Source organism: Psychromarinibacter sp. S121 (assembly GCF_049801035.1).
In the GTDB taxonomy this organism is placed as follows: Bacteria; Pseudomonadota; Alphaproteobacteria; order Rhodobacterales; family Rhodobacteraceae; genus Psychromarinibacter.
This window is the reverse complement of sequence record NZ_JBNAGE010000001.1, coordinates 1555803-1571465: the sequence shown is the minus strand read 5'-3', so window position 1 is coordinate 1571465 and position 15663 is coordinate 1555803. Positions and strand designations below refer to the sequence as shown.

18 protein-coding genes are annotated in these 15663 nt (G+C 65.9%); 8 read left to right on the top strand and 10 right to left on the bottom strand.

Annotation, left to right across the window (positions count from 1 at the left end; translation table 11 throughout):
• Window positions 1–109: 109 nt before the first annotated feature.
• Together speD and ACP156_RS07640 are read right to left on the bottom strand one after the other, a co-directional pair.
• On the bottom strand, window positions 110–622 hold the full coding sequence (gene speD, locus ACP156_RS07645; protein WP_425050674.1) for an adenosylmethionine decarboxylase: 513 nt from the start codon (window positions 620–622) through the stop codon (window positions 110–112).
• 348 nt (window positions 623–970) lie between these two features.
• Window positions 971–1195: a DUF1127 domain-containing protein gene (locus tag ACP156_RS07640; protein WP_425050673.1), complete on the bottom strand. Its 225-nt coding sequence runs from the start codon at window positions 1193–1195 to the stop codon at window positions 971–973.
• A 96-nt stretch (window positions 1196–1291) separates the two neighbouring features.
• Here ACP156_RS07640 and ACP156_RS07635 point away from each other — a divergent pair, with 96 nt between their 5' ends.
• From ACP156_RS07635 to rpsI, 3 genes are all read left to right on the top strand, one after another.
• A complete protein-coding gene (locus ACP156_RS07635; RefSeq protein WP_425050672.1) occupies window positions 1292–2662 on the top strand; it encodes a PLP-dependent aminotransferase family protein in 1371 nt (456 codons plus the stop codon).
• A gap of 158 nt (window positions 2663–2820) precedes the next feature.
• A complete protein-coding gene (gene rplM, locus ACP156_RS07630) occupies window positions 2821–3285 on the top strand; it encodes a 50S ribosomal protein L13 (RefSeq protein WP_425050671.1) in 465 nt (154 codons plus the stop codon).
• Window positions 3285–3779, top strand: coding sequence for a 30S ribosomal protein S9 (rpsI, locus tag ACP156_RS07625; RefSeq protein ID WP_425050670.1), 495 nt, complete (start codon window positions 3285–3287; stop codon window positions 3777–3779). The genes rplM and rpsI overlap by 1 nt, the downstream gene beginning before the upstream one ends.
• A 157-nt stretch (window positions 3780–3936) precedes the next feature.
• Here the strand turns inward: rpsI and ACP156_RS07620 are convergent, their stop codons facing one another.
• Complete coding sequence (locus ACP156_RS07620; protein WP_425050669.1) at window positions 3937–4398, bottom strand: DUF3237 domain-containing protein; 462 nt, start codon at window positions 4396–4398, stop codon at window positions 3937–3939.
• Between the two features lie 169 nt (window positions 4399–4567).
• Here ACP156_RS07620 and ACP156_RS07615 point away from each other — a divergent pair, with 169 nt between their 5' ends.
• The gene (locus ACP156_RS07615) at window positions 4568–5986 is read left to right on the top strand and encodes a DUF2079 domain-containing protein (protein ID WP_425050668.1); all 1419 of its coding nucleotides are present in this window, start codon (window positions 4568–4570) and stop codon (window positions 5984–5986) included.
• A gap of 4 nt (window positions 5987–5990) precedes the next feature.
• Here ACP156_RS07615 and ACP156_RS07610 read toward each other — a convergent pair whose 3' ends face one another.
• The 5 genes from ACP156_RS07610 to ACP156_RS07590 are packed head-to-tail and all read right to left on the bottom strand — an operon-like array spanning window position 5991 to window position 10323.
• Window positions 5991–6608, bottom strand: a complete 618-nt coding sequence (locus ACP156_RS07610) for a TetR/AcrR family transcriptional regulator (protein WP_425050667.1) — start codon at window positions 6606–6608, stop codon at window positions 5991–5993.
• A complete protein-coding gene (gene ppk2 / locus ACP156_RS07605; RefSeq protein WP_425050666.1) occupies window positions 6601–7470 on the bottom strand; it encodes a polyphosphate kinase 2 in 870 nt (289 codons plus the stop codon). Before ppk2 ends, ACP156_RS07610 begins: the two co-directional genes overlap by 8 nt.
• 46 nt (window positions 7471–7516) lie before the next feature.
• Complete coding sequence (locus tag ACP156_RS07600; protein ID WP_425050665.1) at window positions 7517–8506, bottom strand: alpha/beta fold hydrolase; 990 nt, start codon at window positions 8504–8506, stop codon at window positions 7517–7519.
• Window positions 8493–9413 (bottom strand): homoserine O-acetyltransferase MetA, encoded by a 921-nt coding sequence (gene metA, locus ACP156_RS07595; RefSeq protein WP_425050664.1) that lies wholly within the window; start codon window positions 9411–9413, stop codon window positions 8493–8495. The genes ACP156_RS07600 and metA overlap by 14 nt, the downstream gene beginning before the upstream one ends.
• A gap of 49 nt (window positions 9414–9462) precedes the next feature.
• Window positions 9463–10323 carry an ATPase gene (locus ACP156_RS07590; protein ID WP_425050663.1) on the bottom strand — a complete coding sequence of 287 codons (861 nt, stop codon included), beginning with the start codon at window positions 10321–10323 and terminating at the stop codon, window positions 9463–9465.
• A 123-nt stretch (window positions 10324–10446) separates the two neighbouring features.
• Between ACP156_RS07590 and purM the strand changes: the two genes are divergently transcribed.
• From purM to rnd, 3 genes are all read left to right on the top strand, one after another.
• Window positions 10447–11487 carry a phosphoribosylformylglycinamidine cyclo-ligase gene (gene purM / locus ACP156_RS07585; RefSeq protein ID WP_425050662.1) on the top strand — a complete coding sequence of 347 codons (1041 nt, stop codon included), beginning with the start codon at window positions 10447–10449 and terminating at the stop codon, window positions 11485–11487.
• Window positions 11484–12071 carry a phosphoribosylglycinamide formyltransferase gene (purN, locus tag ACP156_RS07580; RefSeq protein ID WP_425050661.1) on the top strand — a complete coding sequence of 196 codons (588 nt, stop codon included), beginning with the start codon at window positions 11484–11486 and terminating at the stop codon, window positions 12069–12071. The genes purM and purN overlap by 4 nt, the downstream gene beginning before the upstream one ends.
• Before the next feature lie 170 nt (window positions 12072–12241).
• Window positions 12242–13399, top strand: coding sequence for a ribonuclease D (gene rnd / locus ACP156_RS07575; RefSeq protein ID WP_425050660.1), 1158 nt, complete (start codon window positions 12242–12244; stop codon window positions 13397–13399).
• A 58-nt stretch (window positions 13400–13457) separates the two neighbouring features.
• On the opposite strand, the gene ACP156_RS07570 is transcribed toward rnd, so the two are convergent.
• A complete protein-coding gene (locus ACP156_RS07570) occupies window positions 13458–13919 on the bottom strand; it encodes a hypothetical protein (RefSeq protein WP_425050659.1) in 462 nt (153 codons plus the stop codon).
• Window positions 13920–14043: 124 nt separating this feature from the next.
• Here ACP156_RS07570 and ACP156_RS07565 point away from each other — a divergent pair, with 124 nt between their 5' ends.
• Window positions 14044–14469: a SufE family protein gene (locus tag ACP156_RS07565; RefSeq protein WP_425050658.1), complete on the top strand. Its 426-nt coding sequence runs from the start codon at window positions 14044–14046 to the stop codon at window positions 14467–14469.
• Between the two features lie 9 nt (window positions 14470–14478).
• Here the strand turns inward: ACP156_RS07565 and mnmA are convergent, their stop codons facing one another.
• On the bottom strand, window positions 14479–15618 hold the full coding sequence (gene mnmA, locus ACP156_RS07560; RefSeq protein WP_425050657.1) for a tRNA 2-thiouridine(34) synthase MnmA: 1140 nt from the start codon (window positions 15616–15618) through the stop codon (window positions 14479–14481).
• Window positions 15619–15663 lie beyond the last annotated feature (45 nt).

The following is a 15663-nucleotide window of genomic DNA, read 5'->3' as shown; positions in this document are numbered from 1 at the left end:
GTCAAATCGCAACGCGTGGCCTGATCGGGGTAACCCCAGATACCCCGTGCTCCGTCCCGTGAGTGCGACAGGAGCGTCTCTGAATGGTCTTGCGTCGAAGCTTTGCGGCTCAGGCGGCGTCTTCGACCAGCCCGTCCCCGCGCAGCAGTTCCTTCACCCGGACGTCGGGCGTGTCGAACGCCTGTTTCAGCACGTCGACCGCCCGCCAGGGCTGGGCATCGCCGCACATGAACACATCGAACGCGCCATAGCCGATCTCCGGCCAGGTGTGGACCGAGATGTGGCTTTCGGCCAGCACCGCCACCCCACTCACGCCCTGCGGCGAGAACTTGTGAGTGTGGATGTGCAGCAGCGTCGCGCCGCATTCGTCCACGCAGTCGCGGAAGGCCTGCTGGATCCGGGCTTCGTCGTCCAGCCCGGTACCGTCGACCACCTCGATAATCAGGTGGGTCCCGGCGAACACCCGGCCATCACGGCGGATGAAGTGATCCTCGCGGTCTTCGTCGAAAACGTCGCGTTCAATGGTCGTTTCGGTTGCGCCCGCAATGCGGACACACGAATCTTCCTCGTGGGCGCCTGTCTCCAGACCGATCCCCAGTTGGAAGAGGTTGGCGCCGTCCATGGCACGTCCCCTTCTAGCCAGCAGATTGAATCCAGAGGTTCCTTAGCGCCCCCCCGTGGCAGCCTTCGCTGCCCGTAAGTTGGGATCGGTCCCTCGCTCGTGGCGGGCATCTAAGGGCATGCGTCGAGTCGATCAAGACATTTTTTGGGGTTTAATTTACGACGTCAGCGTGACGCTGCGTAACGAACGATAGCGCTAACCGAAAGCGCTTTGGAAATCGCTTTGCCCACCGGCTTCAGCAAGAAGCTCGGGCAACAAAAAAGGGGCGGGACGGGACCCGCCCCAAGTGGGGCCACCAGACAGGGGAGAGTAGAAAGCCGGCGGCCACCGTATCGTCGGCGCGGGCCGTCAGTCCTTCCAGAAGGGGCGCTCGGCCTCTGTCCGGGCCTCGCCACGGGTCACCCCGATATCATCCAGCAGATGCGGATCGAGTGTCCCGAGCGAGCGGCGGGTTCGGCGGCGCTCGTCCCATTTCACCAGCATCACCACGAAGCGCAGGGCCGCGGCCGAAAACGGCGGCAGGGGACGGCGGGAGAGATAGCCGAGGGCGTCGTTCGAGTGAGCTTGTGCCATGGGATGTCCTTTCGAATTGTATTGACACAATCGGGCGATGTTGCCACTGTGTATTGAGTACAATCGCGCGTGTACCAAGTCGAGGGAAAGATTGTAATGGATACAATTTGGCAGCCGAGCCTTGAGGGACGTGCCGGTCCGAAGTACGCGGCCGTCGCCGAGGCGATCCGTGACGGGGTGCACGCGGGCGCGCTGACGGCGGGGCAAAAGCTGCCTCCGGTCCGCGAATTGGCGTGGACGCTCGGGATCACGCCGGGGACCGTGGCGCGGGCCTATACCGAACTGACGGACGAGGGTCTTCTGCAGGCCGCCGTCGGACGCGGCACCTTCGTGGCAGAGCGCCGAAAGCCCGCGGCCGAGGCGATGCCCGACGGCCCGATGCGCCTGTACGGTCCCAGCCTGCCGGACGTGGGGCAGGTGGCCTTGATCCGCGAGTTGATGGTGAAGGTCGGACAAGAGGGCGGTGTGTCGGACATGCTGGACTATCCCAGCCGCGTCGCCACGCCGTTGCGGGATGCCGCGATCCGGTGGCTTGCTTCGGCCCATCTCGGCCCGCTGGACGCGCCGGACGTGGTGCCGGCGCATGGCGGCCAGCACGCGATCCTGCTGACGATGCAGGCGATCCTCAGCGGGCCCGAACCGGTGATCCTTGTGGAAGAGATGCTGTATCCCGGCTTCCGCCGGGCCGCCGACCTGCTGCGCGCGAAACCGGTCGCGGTGCCGATGGACGAGCACGGCATTATCCCGGGCGCGCTGGAGGAAGCGGTGCGCCGGCATGGGGCGCAACTGCTGTGCACCTCGCCCGAGGTCCACAACCCGACGACCCTGTGTACGCCGGAATGGCGGCGGCTGGAGATCGTCGATGTGGCCCGCCGCACCGGGCTGCAACTGGTCGAGGACGACTGCTATCGCCTTGGGACACCGGTCGGGCGACCGTATCGGGCGCTGCTGCCGGGGCAGGGGTGGTATGTCACCTCGCTGTCCAAACACCTGACGCCTGCGCTGCGGATCGGGTTCGCCGTCGCGCCTCCGGGCCGCGGGGCCGGGCTGCGCCGTGCGGCGGAACACGGGTTCTTCGGCATCTCGGCGCCGCTGGCGGATCTGACGGTGGAACTGCTGCATTCGCCAAAGCTGAACCGGCTGATCGACGAGGCGCGGCGGACCATGAACGACTATGTACGCGCCGCCGTCAACGTGCTGGGCGGTCACGACCTGACATGGCGCGAGGACGTGCCGTTCCTCTACCTCGGCCTGCCGTCCGGCTGGCGCGCGGGAGCGTTCTGCCAGAGAGCCGAAGCCGCGGGGGTGCAGGTGCGCGCCGCCGACGAGTTCGTCCTGCGCGACGGGCGGGCGCCCCATGCGGTGCGGATCTCGGTCAACGCCCGGCACGGGCTGGCGCGCTTCGAAGGCGCGATGCAGAAACTGCGCGAGCTTCTGGACAATCCGCCGGAGCAGATCAGCGTCTGATAGTGGGGTATAATAATACCATAATTGCAAGGCACTGTTTTACATAGGTTTTATCGGGCAAACTGCCGTTGACTGGGAAATCGGTGCGTGTATAACCGCGCAATCCGAATTCCGGGGCGGGCCATGGCCCGCTCCACATCCGTAACCGAGGTTCCGATATGAAGACCTATACCGCGACGCCTGCGGATATCGACAAGAAATGGATCCTGATCGACGCCGAGGGCGTGGTTCTGGGCCGTCTTGCTTCGATCGTGGCGATGCGCCTGCGCGGCAAGCACAAGGCGACCTTCACCCCGTCCATGGACATGGGCGACAACGTTATCATCATCAACGCCGACAAGGTGCAGATGACCGGGAAAAAACGCGCCGAGAAGACGTACTACCGTCACACCGGCCACCCCGGCGGCATCAAGTCCCGGACCGCTGAAGAGATCCTGGAAGGTGCGCACCCCGAGCGTGTCGTGACCGCCGCGATCAAGCGCATGCTGCCGGGCAACCGCCTGTCGCGCCAGCAGATGACCAACCTGCGTGTCTACGCCGGCGCCGAGCATCCGCACGAGGCTCAGAACCCCGAGGTTCTGGACGTCAAGTCGATGAACAAGAAGAACACGAGGACCGCGTAATGGCCGAGCAAGTCAACTCGCTGGAAGAGCTGGGCCAGGTTGCCGAAGGCACCGCGCCCGCCGTCGAGACCGAAGAGGTCATCAACCGCGACCCCGTCCGTGACGAACTGGGCCGCTCCTATGCCACCGGCAAGCGGAAGGACGCGGTTGCCCGTGTCTGGATCAAGCCGGGCTCCGGCAAGGTGACCGTCAACGGCAAAGAGATCAACGTCTACTTCGCGCGTCCGGTTCTTCAGATGATCCTGAAGCAGCCGTTCACCGTTGCGGGCGTCGACGGCCAGTTCGACGTGCAGGCGACCGTCAAGGGCGGTGGTCTTTCGGGTCAGGCCGGTGCGGTCAAGCACGGCATCTCGAAAGCGCTGCAGCTGTACGATCCGACGCTGCGCCCGGCGCTGAAAGCCGCGGGCTTCCTGACCCGCGACAGCCGCGTCGTCGAGCGGAAGAAATACGGCCGCGCGAAAGCCCGCCGCAGCTTCCAGTTCTCGAAGCGTTAAGCGTTTCACAGAATTTTCGCGAAGGGCCGTCCGGTTGGGCGGCCCTTTTGCTTTGGGGGCCTTTTGCTGTTGGGGTGCGGCAAGAGGGGGCTTTGCCCCCCGCGCCTGCGGCGCTCCCCCCAGGATATTTTGGACCGAAGACAATCAGGGCCCGCGCCTAGGCGACGGCGAAGAGATCCACCTGCACCGCGTCGGCCAGCCGCTTGCCGGTGCCCACGAACAGCGTGTTGTTGACCCAGGCGTGGCGCGGGTCGCCGGTTTCGAGCCGGGCGATGGTGCGCATGTAGTAATCCGCCGGATCGACCTCTTCGCCGCGGGCGAGTTTCGCGATCACGTCGGGGGGGCCGTGGCGGGTGCCGATATTGACGATCTCGATCAGCGCGCCGTCGTCGGTCTCGAACGCGTAGCGGGTGTCGAGATGCGCGGCGCCGTCGGCCTGTATCGTCTGCCAGTCGGCCCCGAGGTTCAGGATCCGGCCGTTCAGCTGCGGCCCGGTCACGGTGCCGCCGGTGATGGGAATGATGCGGCGCTGCCCGAAGCGCCCCGACCCCATTTCTCGGATCGGTGCGAGTTCGACCCTAAGCGTACAGGCGTACTCAAGCACTGGCGCTTCGGGCATGGCCTCCGTCCTCCTCCAACGGATCACACGACGTTGACGTGACCGTGAGGGAAGGTCAATGGCCGAAATGCATGACGGGTTTCCGCCGGGTTCGCCGCGGCTGGCGCGGGTCGCTGGACAGGCTCGGGCGGCGTTGCTATCGCGGAGGTTGACGGCGGCGAGGCTGTGCATGACGAAAGCGATTATCGGTGCCCTGCGGCGGCGTTGGCCGGAGCCCGGCAGCCTGCGGGAGCGGCGGCTGGCGCAGGGTCTGGCGGTGCTGCTGGTGCTGTTGTGCGTGAATGCCAAGGTGATCCAGTACTACACCTTCGATCTGGGCACTTACGACACCACGATCTACGCCAACCTCGTCTGGAACACGGTGTTCGGCGAGTTCTACCATTCCAGCGTGCTGAACCGGATGCACATGGGCGAGCATTTCTCGCCGGTCATGTTCCTGTTCGTGCCGCTGTACTGGATCCAGCCCACCGCGCTGTGGCTGGTGGCGGTGCAGGGGCTGGCGGTCGGGATCTACTACCTGCTTCTGATCCCGCTGGCGCGGCGCATCCTGTCGCCGGACCTTGCGGCGAACCGGGGCGTGCTGGCCTTCGTGATCCTGCTGGGGATCTTCAGCAAGCCGTTGAACAGCGCGCTGATGTTCGACTTTCACCCCTCGACCCTGACAGCGCCGTTGATCGTGCTGGCGCTGATCGCGCTGCATGACCGGCGCGACCTGACGTTCTGGGGCTGCTTCGCGGCGATTTGCCTGTGCAAGGAAAACGGTGCGCTGGCGGGGCTGTCGCTGGGGCTGTACGCGGGCTTCGTGCTGGGGCGCTGGCGGATGATGCTGCTGGTAGCGGGGGTGTCGGCGATTGCCGCCGCCGTGGTGTTCAAGGTGGTGATGCCGACGTTTCAGGACGAAAGCTGGGGCCATCTGGACCGGATCGGCCCGATGGACCTGCCGCTGAAGAAGCTTGAGTACCTTGGGCTGCTGCTGGTGGTGTCCGCCGGGCTGCCGCTGTTCGCGTGGCGCGCGCTGATCCCGGTGCTGCCGCTGATCGGACTGAACCTGTCGGTGAACTATTTCCGCCAGTTGAACATGGGGTACCACTATGACGACATGTCGGGCGTGTTCCTCATGGCGGCCGTGATCCACGGGCTGAACCGGGCGCTGCCGCTGGTGCGGTCGGAACTGCCAAGGGCGTGGCTTCCGGCGATGGCGATGACCGTCCTGATGCTGAACCTCGGGATGCTGAGCCACCGCTCGATCACCGGGATCATCATGGACTTCCCGAACCCGAAAGAGCTGGCGCTGTGGCACGAGTTGCAGCGCTATCGGCCCGACAGCAGGACCGGCATCCTTGCCTTCGACCCGATCACGCCATCGCTGATGAACCGGGCGCGGGTGCAGCGGCTGCCAAGCTACGTGGACGTCAACGACCTGCCGGACGAGGTCGCGCGGTTGCAGCCGGGCGATCTGGCGATGTCCTCGCAGATCTGGCAAAGCGACCGTCACGACCTGTTCGTGCGGCTGCTGGACGCGGACCCCCGGCTGAAGCGGGTGCGCGAGACGGACTTGCTGATCGTCTACGAGCGTCTGCCCGACTGACGCCCTAGCTGTCGGGCGGCACCAGACCGAGGCCGCGCAGGTAGATGCCGATGCCCGCTTCCAGCAGTTCCTCGGGCGGGAAGGGCGACCTTCGACCGGCGGCGCCCCGCGCGTATAGCTCGACGACCCCGTGGCTCATCGCCCAGATATGCGCCGAGAACATCGCCGCCGGCGGGCGGCGGTCGGGCGGGATATGTTCCGACAACACCGCCGCGGCGCGTTCCAGCACCGTATTGGCGCGGTTGGCGGCGTGGGCGAGTTCGGGGCTGCGGTTGATCGAGATGCCGCTTTCGAACATCGCGATGTAGTGGCCCGGGTATTTCTTCGCGAAGGCGAGATAGGCGCGGCCCGTCGCCTCGAACGAGGCCAGCGCCGAGGGCTGGCCGCTTTCGAACGCATAGTCCATCAGGTCCGAGAAGATCTCGAACCCCTGTAGCGCGGCCTCGGCGATCAGGTCCTCGCGGCCTTCGAAATGGCGGTAGACGGCGGCGGGGGTGACGCCCGCCTGCTTGGCGGCTTCGGACAGGGTGAACCCGCTTGGGCCTTTCTCCTCGATCAGCTTCAGCGCCGCATCCAGAAGGGCCCGGCGCAGGTCGCCGTGGTGATAGCCGCGTTTAGCCATTCCAGAGTTCGGGACCCCCGCAGATGGCCGGATCGGGGTCGCAGGCGACCTTTTCCTTCTTGCCCGCGTACATCGCCTTGGACAGCACCGCGCGGATCGCGGCGATGCGGGCGCGGCGCTTGTCGTCGGCGCGGATCACCGTCCACGGGCCCTGCACGGTATGGCTGCGCTTCAGCGTCTCGCCGATGGCGTCGGTATATTCGTCCCACTTCTTCAGACCCTCGACGTCGATGGTCGACAGCTTCCACTGTTTGAGCGGATCTTTCTCGCGGTCGAGGAACCGGCGCAGCTGTTCGGCGCGACCGACGTTCAGCCACAGCTTCACCAGTTGGATGCCTTCCTGCTGCAACATCGCCTCGAAAGCCGGAAGCTGCTGGAAAAAGCGTTCGCGTTCGGGGTCGGTGCAAAAGCCGAAGACCTTCTCGACCACGCCCCGGTTGTACCACGAGCGGTCGAACAGGACGATTTCGCCATCGGTGGGCAGCTGTTCGACGTAGCGCTGAAAGTACCACTGGCCGCGCTCGCGATCCGTGGGTTTCGGCAGCGCGACGACGCGGGCGACGCGGGGGTTCAGGTTCTCGCGGAAGCGCTTGATCGAGCCGCCCTTGCCGGCGGCGTCGCGCCCCTCGAACACGACGACGACACGCTTGCCGGTGGCTTTCACATCGGCCTGAAACTTGGCGAGTTCCAGTTGCAGCGCCTCGAGCGTGTCCTCGTATTCCTCGCGGTCCAACCGCTTGTCATACGGGTAGTCGTCGTCCAGCACCGTCTTTCCCTCGTGGGCGAGGATCTCGTCGCGGACGGCCTTGGGCGCCTCTTTCTCGAAGTAGCGGCTGATTGCGCCGTCGAAGGGAAGGGACATGTTCACCTCGTTCACATCTACACCCGCAGTATCGCGAATGCGGGCGTCAACGCAATCCGGCGCGCCGGGTCAGGCGGTCGAGGACGAAGATGACCTCGTCCTGCGCCACGTGATGCGGCATGTGGCCGACACCGGGCAGGCGCGTCAGAAGGGCGTCGGGAAGCTGTTCGACCAGCACCTCGGAATGGACGTCGATCGGGACGATGGTGTCGGCGGTGCCATGGATGATCTCGACCGGGATGTCGATGCCGCCATACCCTTCGGACATCACCTTAAGATGCGGCTTCAAGCTGTTGATCTGGCGCACATTGGCGCGCATCGTTTCGCGCCGCAAGGCCAGCCCGATGCCGATGTGCTCGGCATAGCCATCGGGGGCGGACTGGGGGGCGAAGATCGCCGACAGGGACAGCGCGGCGCGGTCGTTTGGCAAAAACGCGGCCAGCACCGGCGGGATCGAAGTGCCGCCGACCGAGGAGGCCACGATGGGGTATTGCGGCGCAAGCTGGCCCGGCCACGGCTCGGACGCGCCGGACACGATCACGAGACCAGAGACATTGTCGGGCCGCTCCAGCGCCCAGGCCAGCGCCACCGCGCCGCCATAGGACTGGCCCAGCACGATGGGCGTTTCGGCGCCCAGCGCCAAAGCGGCTGCCTGCAGCAGCCGGGCCTGTTCCGCCGGGCTTTCGGCGCGGGTGTTCGCGGCGCCGCCGAAGCTGTCCGATACGCGGTCGGTGTAGCCAAGGCCGGGGCGGTCGAAGACCAGCACGCGGTAGCGGTCTTTCACGGCATCGACGAAGCGGAAGGTGAAATCGCGCGCGTTGCCGCTGGCGCCGTGGATCAGCACGAGATCGGGGCCGGCGCCTTCCGGCAGGCCGTCGATCACAACGTGGACCTGCCGTCCGGCAACCTCGACGAACTGACCCTCGGGCGGATGGTTCGCTTCGGCCAGCACCTCCTTGCGGGCGGCGCGCCGGTCGATCCCGGCACAGGCCGCAAGGCCCAGCGCCGCGATCAGGGCAATGCTAGCGGCGGCCAATCTGCGCACTGTCGAACGGTGTGGTCTGGTAGATCTCGTTGATCCAGTTGCCGTACAGCAGGTGCGCGTGGCTGCGCCAGCGATTGGTCGGCTTCTGGCTTGGGTCGTCATCGGGGAAGTAGTTCAGGGGCAGGGTGATCTCGCCGCCCGCCGCGACATCCCGGTCGTACTCTTCCTTCAGCGTGCCACTGTCGTATTCGAGGTGGTTGAAGATATAGAGCCCGCGGTGCTTCTGATCCTGGATCAGGCAGGGCCCGGTCTGGTCGGACCCCAAGAGCGTCACCAGGTCGGGGTGTTCGTCGATCTCGTCCTGCCGGATCTCGGTCCAGCGGCTGACCGGCACCAGGAACGCGTCGGAAAAGCCGCGCAGATAGGGCGAGGCGGGCGTGATGTTGCGGTGCAGGAAGCAGCCGAACGCCTTGGCGTCCAGCATGTGTTTGCGCACCTTCCAGAAATGCCACAACAGCGCCATTCCGCCCCAGCAGACGCCGAAGGTGGAGTGTACGTTGGTCTGGGTCCAGTCCATCACCTCGACCAGTTCGTCCCAATAGGTGACGTCCTCGAAGGGCAGGTGCTCGATCGGCGCGCCGGTGATGATCAGGCCGTCGAACTTCTCGTCCTTCACCTCTTGGAAAGGGCGATAGAAGGTCTCCATGTGCTCGGCCGCGGTGTTCCGGGTCTGGTGCTCGGTCATGCGGATCAGTTGCAGGTCGATCTGCAACGGGGTCGAGCCGATCAGCCGCGAGAACTGGATCTCGGTCTGGATCTTCTTGGGCATCAGGTTCAGCAGCCCGATGCGCAGCGGGCGGATATCCTGCTTGGCGGCCGCGATATCGGACATGACCATGACGCCCTCACGGTTCAGAACCTCGAAGGCGGGCAGGTCTGACGGAAGGGTGATGGGCATTGCGGCTACCTGGATATGCGTATCAAAGGTGCGACAGATATAGGCGAATTCATCTGGTCTCAAGGGCGCGGGCAATCAGCGCGACAAAGCCGTCGGCATCGCGCACATTGGCCACGTCCTCGGCACTGACGGTCACGCCCCAGCCCTTCGCCATCGCCTCGTAGCGCGGCTGGCGGTGGGCCAGCGCACGGGCATAGGCCCAGCGCACGAAGGTGTCGGGATCGACCGCATCTTCCGCAAGGCCGGTCTCGCGGCCGTATTGCTCCCATGCGTCGTGCAGGAACTCGGGCTGGTAATACATCGGCTTCGGCGCGCGGTCGAAGCGGCGCACCAGTTCCTCGGTATGCGCCTCGGTGCCCTTGATCCAGACCATCAGCGTTTCCGACGCCAGCGTGTTCAGGATCTCGTCGTCAGGGTTCCACGGATCGACCACCTCGCAGATCGAGCCGCCGCTGTCGCAGACGAAATGCGGATAGCCGTAGATGTCGATGGACCGGTCGATGAAACGCGGCGTGTCCAGCAGAGCGCCGATCTCGGCCACGCGGTGCTGTTCCTGCCGCACCATGTATTCGTCGAAGGGCAGGCCGCCTTTCGCCGGATCGCCGGGCTTGCCGAGATAGGCGGACAGCGGCGCGAGGTTGTTGAAGGTGATGTTGGACCCGATGTAGATCGAGTCGGTCATCAGCAGGTCGCGCAGGAACGGCACCTGCATCGCATGGCGCTTGGCGTTGTCGGCGATGTGCTCGCCCATATAGCGGGTGCCGATGCGGTAATCGATCGAGTAGTGGAACCAGCTTCCGGCGTCGCGCAGAAGGTTGGACACGTGGGTCTTGCCAAGGCCCGACATCCCGAACAGCAGCACCCGCCGGTGGTCCGCCGCCTGCCAGTCCTGCGCGTTCTCGTAGATCATCGTCGCCCTTTCCGGTGCCTCAGCCCTCGGAATGCCGCGCGGAGGCGGCGAACGCAAGCACCGGGATGGACTTGCCCTTGCGGCTGGTCTATCGCGTGCGCCAACTAGCGACGGGGCCGAGACATGACCAAGAACGGGATCACCTACAGCCAGGCAGGCGTGGACATCGACGCGGGCAACGCTCTTGTCGATCGCATCAAACCGGCCGCGAAATCCACCGACCGCGCTGGCGTGATGGCGGGGCTGGGCGGCTTTGGCGGGCTGTTCGACCTGAAGGCGGCCGGGTACGACGATCCGGTGCTGGTGGCGGCCACCGACGGGGTGGGCACCAAGCTGCGGATCGCCATCGACACCGGCAATGTCGACACCATCGGCATCGACCTTGTCGCCATGTGCGTGAACGACCTTGTCTGCCAGGGCGCCGAGCCGCTGTTCTTCCTCGACTACTTCGCGACCGGCAAGCTGGACGTCGACAGCGCCGCGCGCATCGTCGAGGGCATCGCCGCGGGCTGCCGCGCCAGCGGCTGCGCGCTGATCGGCGGCGAGACCGCCGAAATGCCGGGCATGTACGCCAAGGACGATTTCGACCTTGCCGGTTTCTCGGTGGGCGCGATGGAGCGTGGCACCGAACTGCCCGCCGGTGTGGGCGAGGGCGACGTGCTGCTGGGCCTCGGCTCGGACGGGGTTCATTCCAACGGCTACTCGCTGGTGCGCAAGATCGTCGAACTGGCGGGTCTTGGCTGGGACGCCGCCTCGCCGTTCTCGGACGGCACACTTGGAGAGGCGCTGCTGGCGCCGACGCGCCTGTACGTGAAGCCCGCGCTCTCCGCGATCCGTGCGGGCGGCGTGCATGGCCTGGCGCACATCACAGGCGGCGGCCTGACCGAGAACCTGCCGCGCGTCCTGCCCGAGGGCATGGGCGCGACCATCGACCTGGCGTCGTGGCAGCTTCCCCCGGTGTTCCGCTGGCTGGCAGAGACGGGCGGCATGGAGCAGGCCGAACTGCTGAAGACCTTCAACGCCGGGATCGGCATGATCGTCGTCGTCGCCGCCGACCGGGCAGAGCCGCTGGCCGCACTGCTGGCCGAAGCGGGCGAGACCGTCAGTGTGCTGGGCTCGGTCGAGCCGGGCGAGGGGGTCCGCTACACCGGCGCGCTTCTGTGAAACGCGTCGCCATTCTTGTCTCGGGCGGCGGGTCCAACATGGTCCGCCTCGTCGAAAGCATGACAGGCGACCACCCGGCGCGCGCCGTGCTGGTGGGCTCGAATGACCCGCAGGCCGGCGGTCTCGTGAAGGCCGCCGAGATGGGGATCGAGACCTTTGCCGTCGATCACCGCCCGTTCAAGGGCGACCGCCCGGCTTTCGAGGCGGCCCTGCGCGAGAAGATCGACGCCGCCCAGCCCGACATCCTGTGCCTTGCGGGCTTCATGCGCATCCTCACCGCCGGGTTCATTCAGGCCTACGAGGGCCGGATGCTGAACATCCACCCGTCGCTGCTGCCCAAGTACAAGGGCCTGCACACCCACGCACGCGCGCTGGAGGCGGGCGATCAGTGGCACGGCTGCACGGTTCACGAGGTGACGGCGGAACTGGACGACGGTCCGATCCTTGGCCAGGCGCGGGTGCCGGTCGAACCGGGTGACACGCCGGAAACCCTGGCGGCGCGCGTCTTGACCATGGAACACCTGCTGTATCCGGCCGTTCTGCGCCGGTTCGCGGCGGGCGACCGAAGCCGTCTGGACCTCTGATCCGTTTCGCAACCGCCCCGTGATCGGGCGCGAAGCCCTTCGTTGTCGCGCGCCCTTGCGCGAAACGGTCCAAGTTTCCGCAAAGGCTTTTCATTGCCGCAAGACAGGCGTATCACGCGGGAGGTTGGGCGGAAAACATGGTAAAACACTAGGGAAAACAGCCTGCGAGCATGAAAACACTGACCACGACCGAGGCGCTTCAGGAATTCTGTGAACGCGCGGCGCGCGCGCCCTACGTGACGGTAGACACGGAATTTCTGCGCGAACGCACCTATTACTCGAAACTCTGCCTGGTCCAGCTGGCCATTCCCGGCGATGACGAAGACGACGCCGTTCTCGTCGATCCGCTGGTCGAGGGGCTCTCGCTGGCGCCGCTTTACGAACTGATGAAAGACGCGGGCGTCGTAAAGGTGTTCCACGCCGCGCGGCAGGATCTCGAGATATTCTACATCGACGGCGGGGTGATCCCCGAGCCGCTGTTCGACACGCAGGTCGCCGCGATGGTCTGCGGCTTCGGCGAACAGGTAGGCTACGAGACGCTGGTCCGCAAGATTGCCAAGCAGCCGCTGGACAAGACCTCGCGCTTTACCGACTGGTCGCGCCGTCCGCTGACCGACGCGCAGAAGAAATACGCGCTGGCCGACGTCACGCATCTGCGTCTGATTTACGAGTACCTGAACACCCAGCTGCAGAAGTCCGGCCGCAAGGCATGGGTCGAGGAAGAGCTTCAGGTGCTGACCGATCCCGCGACCTACGTGGTCCATCCCGAGGATGCGTGGAAACGGATCAAGACCCGCACCCAGTCCGGCAAGTTCCTTGCCGTGGTGCGCGAGCTGGCCCGGTTCCGCGAGGAATACGCCCAGTCCCGCAACATCCCGCGCAACCGCGTCTACAAGGACGATGCGCTGCTGGAACTGGCCTCGACCAAGCCGCAGTCGGCGCAGGATCTCAGCCGGTCACGGCTGCTGCTGCGCGAGGCGCGGAAGGGCGACATCGCCGACGGCATCCTTGCGGCGGTCAAAGCCGGCATGGAAGCTCCCCGCGACGATCATCCGGAACCCGACACCCGGCGCGACTCGCTTCAGGTGAACCCGGCGCTGGCGGACATGCTGCGCGTGCTGCTGAAGGCCAAGGCCGACGACGCCGGTGTGGCGCAGAAGCTGATCGCCACCGCCTCGGACCTCGACGCGCTGGCCGCCGGGCAGCGGGACGGGCTGTCGCTGAAGGGCTGGCGCCGCAAGGTGTTCGGCGAGGATGCGCTGCGCCTGTGCGACGGCAAGATCGGTCTTGCCGTGAAGGGCGAGAAGGTCGGCGTTATCGAACTGTAAAACCGGATCGCCGCCTGCGGATGCGGGCGGCGCCGGATGTCCGGCTCAGGTGCAAGTCCTAGCGGCGGCGCACGACCAGCGCGTTGGTGGCGCCGTTCACCTGAATGGTGCGGACCTGTGACAGGTCCTGATCCGACAGGAACTGCCCCACGATGATTTCGCGCGACCGCTCGGTCGAGACCCGCGTGGCGCTGACCGGCGGACTGACACGGAACTGGAACGCCAGCACCCCGTCGACCACGACGCCGCCGTTCCCCAGAACCAGTTCGCCGTCGTAATAGCCCTGCCGCGAGGCGATGCCCGTCGCCCGCACGATGGCGCCGCCGGGGATCTTCTCAAGCCGCAGCTCGGTGACCTCGTCGATCAGGGGGCGGGGGTCCCGATAGGGGTTGCTGGTGTCGGCTTCCACCGTTTCCGAGCCGCCGAACCAGTTCGCCGGGTTCAGCCGCGATTCAGACATCGAGCCGCATCCGGCAACCGAAAGTCCCAGAACCATGAAAATCACCAGTCTCGCCGGCATGTCGACCCCTGTATCTGCCCCATTCCCGGTTATCCCAATCAAGGCCCGTTGAAAAGCCTGCAGCACCTTTACCTTTGCACGATGGACCCTTACCTCGGCGCTAACGCTGGAAAGGACTTCACGCATGGCCACGCCGGAATTCGAGGACATCGCCGACACCTTCGACTTTCTCGACGACTGGGAAGACCGCTATCGCCACGTCATCGACATGGGCAAGGCGATGGACCCGCTGGAAGACGCCTTCCGCGTGCCCGCCACCAAGGTCGAGGGCTGCGCCAGCCAGGTTTGGATCGTGCCCGAGGTCGAGGGCGAGGGGCCGGACGCCGTGTTCCGCTTTCGCGGCGACAGCGACGCGATGATCGTGCGGGGGCTGATCGCGATCCTGAAGGCGCTTTATACCGGGCTGACGCTGCGCGAGGTGATGAAGGTCGACGCCGCCGCCGAACTGGGCCGGTTGGGGCTGAACGACCACCTGTCGGCGCAGCGCTCCAACGGCCTGCGGGCGATGATCGAGCGCATCCGCCTGATCGCGGCGCAGCAGGGCGCGTAAAAGCGGGGCCTAGTAGCCCCGCCAGATCCAGCCGCCGCCGAACACCCGGCTGCCCTCGTTCGCGTAGAAGACGCAGGCCTGTCCGGGAGACACGCCTTCCTCGGCCGCGACCAGTTCCACCTCGGCGGTGGTGTCCGACAGCGGGCGGATCACCGCCTCGCGCGGGGGGCGGGTGGAGCGAAGTTTCACCGACAGGCGCCATTCCGGACGGCTGGTGAAGGGTTCGTCACCCAGCCAGTTGATCTCGCGTACCGGGACGGTGCGGGTGGCAAGCATCTCTTTCGGACCGACGACGACGCGGTGAGCGTCGACATCGAGCTTTACCACGTACAGCGGTTCGTCCAGCCCGCCGATCCCCAGCCCCCGGCGCTGGCCGATGGTGTAGTGGATCACGCCCCGGTGCTCTCCCAGAACGCGGCCGTCGGCGTGGACGATCTCGCCCGGCTCGGCAGCACCCGGCCGCAGCTTCTCGATCACGCTGGCATAGTTGCCGTCGGGCACGAAGCAGATGTCCTGACTGTCGGGCTTGTCCGCCACCGCCAGCCCGTGCTTCGACGCAAGCGCCCGCGTTTCGGCCTTGGACACGAGGTGGCCCAGCGGGAAGCGCAGGAACGACAGCTGTTCCGGCGTGGTCGAGAACAGGAAATAGCTTTGATCCCGCGCCGGATCGGCGGCCATATGCAGTTCCGGCCCGTTGGCGCCCATCTTGCGCTGGATGTAATGGCCGGTCGCCATGCAGTCGGCGTCAAGATCCTTCGCCGTTTCCAGCAGGTCCTTGAACTTCACCCGCTCGTTGCAGCGGATGCAGGGGACCGGTGTGGCGCCCGCCAGATAGCTGTCGGCGAACTCGTCGATCACCGCGTCCTTGAAGATGTTCTCGTAGTCGAGGACGTAATGGGGAAACCCCATCTCTTCTGCCACGCGGCGGGCGTCGTGAATGTCGATACCCGCGCAGCACGCGCCCTTCTTCGCCAGCGCCGCGCCGTGGTCGTACAGCTGCAGCGTCACGCCAACCACGTCATAGCCTTCGCGCGCGAGTTCTGCGGCGACGACGGACGAATCCACGCCGCCCGACATCGCCACGACGACGCGGGTGTCTTCCGGTGCCTTCGCAAGGCCCAGCGAGTTCAGGTTGCCATCAAGTGCCATCGGGAATCCCTTTCGGTCCGCCGGAATATAGGAAAATGCGACTGA